At 58.9% G+C, this 3769-nt stretch carries 3 protein-coding genes and 1 pseudogene; all 4 read left to right on the plus strand.

From position 1 onward, the window contains the following. Positions 1 to 194, plus strand: a pseudogene (locus tag C9I57_RS32045) (hypothetical protein); the annotation flags it as partial. 213 nt (positions 195 to 407) lie between these two features. Continuing rightward, positions 408 to 1199 carry an ABC transporter ATP-binding protein gene (locus C9I57_RS32050; RefSeq protein ID WP_026229492.1) on the plus strand — a complete coding sequence of 264 codons (792 nt, stop codon included), beginning with the start codon at positions 408 to 410 and terminating at the stop codon, positions 1197 to 1199. 80 nt (positions 1200 to 1279) lie between these two features. After that, the gene (gene hutH, locus C9I57_RS32055; protein ID WP_107154505.1) at positions 1280 to 2809 is read left to right on the plus strand and encodes a histidine ammonia-lyase; all 1530 of its coding nucleotides are present in this window, start codon (positions 1280 to 1282) and stop codon (positions 2807 to 2809) included. Positions 2810 to 2823: 14 nt separating this feature from the next. Further along, a partial coding sequence (gene hutU / locus C9I57_RS32060) for a urocanate hydratase (protein WP_107154506.1) occupies positions 2824 to 3769 on the plus strand: 946 nt, incomplete at its 3' end.

Genomic DNA, 3769 nt, shown 5'->3' on the forward strand with positions numbered 1-3769 from the left:
TCCGTTTCTCGCAGTCCACGGGTCAAAAATTCATCGTCCAGTATGGCCCGACCACTGAGGATCTTTCCCAGCCGGTGCTCGGAGAGATCGATGAAGCCGACGCAGCCAAGCTGGCTGAAGTGGGTAAGGCTGTTTGGGAATCGACGTTTGAGTCGAAGGACCTGATCTGGATGACGGTCGAACTGGCCGACTGACATCAGGTCCGGAAGTTGGCGCTCGCGACAGACGGATGGGCGTGGCGCGCCTACCCATTACAGGCAAATTGACTGGCGCGAACGCCAACGCCTTCATCCGGGCCAGTGCGAACATTCTGGCGAGGCGGCGACTAACGGGTGCCGGGAATTGAGCGGGATACCGGCACCGCAACTGTGTCGCGGGCGGATCGACCACCGCGTAAGGAAGACATGATGGATAACGGAAGTTCCTCCGCGCTCTCGGCGAAGAATATCCACAAGTGGTTCGGCAATCACCATGTCCTGAAGGGCATCTCGCTCGATGCCCACCAAGGTGACGTGATTTCGATCCTCGGAGCGAGCGGATCGGGGAAGAGCACGTTCCTCCGCTGCCTGAACCTCCTTGAAACTCCGGACGAGGGGTCCGTTGCCGTGTCGGGCGAAGCGTTCGATATGGCTCGACATAGACACGGAAAGTTGCATCGCAGCGACCGCCGGCAAGTCCAGCGAATCCGTACCGAACTTGCGATGGTTTTCCAGAGTTTCAACCTCTGGGGCCATATGACTGTGATGCAGAACCTCATTGAAGGTCCCACACGCGTGCAAAAGCGGCCCAAAGCCGAAGTGATCGACGAAGCCGAAGTGCTACTCGCGAAAGTCGGACTGGCCGACAAGAAAGAGCAGTACCCGGCACAGCTCTCGGGTGGTCAGCAGCAACGCGTGGCCATTGCACGTGCGCTCGCAATGCGTCCGAAAGTAATGCTATTCGACGAGCCGACGTCGGCTCTCGACCCCGAACTGGTTGGTGAAGTACTTCGCGTTATGCGATCTCTCGCTGAGGAAGGAAGGACGATGCTGGTAGTTACTCACGAACTTGGTTTTGCCCGAGAGGTGTCGAACCGCATCGTCTTCCTTCACCAGGGGCAGGTCGATATCGACGGCACACCGGAACAGGTGTTTGGCGGGGGCGGGTCTCAGCGACTGCGACAGTTCATCGCCGGGCACCAGCTCGCCACAGCGAATTAGTTTGAACTGGGTTGCTTCGGCTGAGGTGTTCAACCCGCCCGATTGGCCCGCGGAACGAATGAACAGACAGGATTTGTAAAATGATTCTTACACCCGGGAAAGTAACGCTTGCCCAACTGCGTCAAATAGCGCGCTCGAACGTATCGTTAGAGCTTGATCCGGGAAGTTTCACTGCGATCGATGCTAGTGCCAAGGCGGTCGCTGATATCGTTGCAAAAGGCGATCCCGCGTATGGCATCAATACAGGCTTCGGGCTGCTGGCGAGCACCCACATTCCACGCGACCAACTTGAACTGCTACAGAAGAACCTGGTGCTATCCCACTCGGTAGGCGTTGGTGAGCCAATGTCTCGACCGGTTGTCCGTCTTCTGATCGCGCTTAAGTTGTCCAGCCTCGGACGAGGAAACTCCGGCATTCGGCGAGAGGTAATGGAAGCGTTGATCGCCCTGTTCAACGCAGACGTATTGCCGGTAATCCCGGTTAAGGGTTCCGTAGGTGCTTCTGGAGATCTGTCTCCCTTGGCGCATATGTCGGCGGCTCTGCTTGGTGTGGGCGATGTCTTCGCAAAGGGCGAGCGAATGAGCGCGCGGCAAGGACTTGAACTTGCCGGGCTGTCTCCGCTTACCCTGCAGGCGAAGGAGGGCCTGGCGCTTCTGAACGGTACGCAGGCATCCACCGCGCTTGCCATCTACAACCTGTTTGTGATCGAAGATCTGTATCGCACCGCACTGGTCGCAGGGGCACTGTCTGTTGACGCTGCAATGGGATCCGTTAAGCCGTTTGATTCGCGTATTCACTCATTGCGCGGGCACCAGGGCCAAATCGATGCTGCTGCCGCTTATCGGACGCTCCTGGACAACTCCTCTATCAACGCATCACATGTGAACTGTAACAAGGTGCAGGATCCATATTGTCTGCGCTGCCAACCGCAGGTCATGGGCGCATGTCTTGACCAGATCCGCCATGCGACGGATGTGCTGTTGATCGAAGCCAACGCTGTGTCCGACAACCCGCTTATCTTCCCGGAAGCCGGTGAGGTGATTTCTGGGGGGAACTTCCATGCGGAGCCTGTTGCATTTGCTGCGGACAATCTTGCAATTGCGGCCTCCGAAATCGGAGCGTTGTCTGAGCGCCGGATTGCACTTTTGGTCGACGCAACGATGTCAGGTCTTCCTCCTTTCCTCGTCAAGGATGGAGGAGTCAATTCTGGGTTCATGATTGCGCATGTAACGGCTGCTGCACTGGCGTCGGAAAATAAGACCCTCGCTCACCCGGCGTCTGTCGACTCGCTGCCTACATCGGCAAACCAAGAGGACCATGTGTCCATGGCGACGTTCGCAGCGCGTAAGCTGGGCGATATTGCACATAACGTGGCTAACATCCTCGCAATCGAATTGCTGGCTGCTGCGCAAGGGGTCGACTTGCGTGCTCCCTATGAGACGAGCCACACCCTGAAACAGGTAATGCACGCGATCCGTCGCGATGTCCCGCATTACGACGTCGATCGCTATTTCGCTCCGGATATCGAGGCAATCGCGGATCAGGTTTTGAGCGGTGCAATTGCGACGTACTCCCCTTTGTCTTTTGCCTCTGAAGTCAACTTGCACTGAGTAGGAGGAACGTCATGAACAACCCGAAACACATCGACCCGCGTCTGGACCCGACACGCACGATCCGCGCGCCGCGCGGCAGCGAGAAGACCTGCAAGACCTGGATCGCGGAAGCCGCGTACCGGATGATCCAGAACAACCTCGACCCGGAAGTAGCCGAGCATCCGCATGCGCTGGTCGTCTACGGCGGCATCGGCCGCGCGGCGCGTAACTGGGATTGCTTCGACCAGATCCTCGCCTCGCTGAAGGATCTCGAAGAAAACGAGACGCTGCTGATCCAGTCGGGCAAGCCGGTCGGAGTGTTCCGCACGCACAAGGACGCGCCGCGCGTACTGCTTGCAAACTCGAACTTGGTGCCCCACTGGGCGAACTGGGATCACTTCCATGAGCTCGACCGCAAGGGCCTGATGATGTACGGCCAGATGACGGCTGGTAGCTGGATCTACATCGGTAGCCAGGGTATCGTGCAGGGCACCTATGAAACGTTCTTCGCGGTCGCGAACGAGCACTTCAACGGCGATCCGTCGGGCCGTTGGATTTTGACGGGGGGCCTTGGCGGCATGGGCGGTGCGCAGCCGCTCGCGGCGACGATGGCGGGTTTCTCGATGATTGCGGTCGAATGCGACGAGACGCGCATCGACTTCCGCCTGAAGACCCGCTACGTCCACAAGAAGGCAACGACTCTCGATGAGGCGCTCGGCATGATCGAGGAAGCGAAGCGCACGGGCAAGCCCGTGTCGATCGGCCTGCTCGGCAACGCGGCCGACGTGTTCACGGAACTCGTCGAGCGCGGCATCACGCCGGACTGCGTGACCGACCAGACTAGCGCGCACGATCCGATCAACGGCTACCTGCCGCAAGGCTGGACCGTCGCGCAATGGCGCGAGGCGCAGAAGGTTGCTTCGCAGAGCATTGTCAAGGCCGCGAAGCAGTCGATGGCCGTTCAGGTGCGTGCGATGC

This window comes from Trinickia symbiotica (assembly GCF_003028655.1).
GTDB lineage: Bacteria > Pseudomonadota > Gammaproteobacteria > Burkholderiales > Burkholderiaceae > Trinickia > Trinickia symbiotica_A.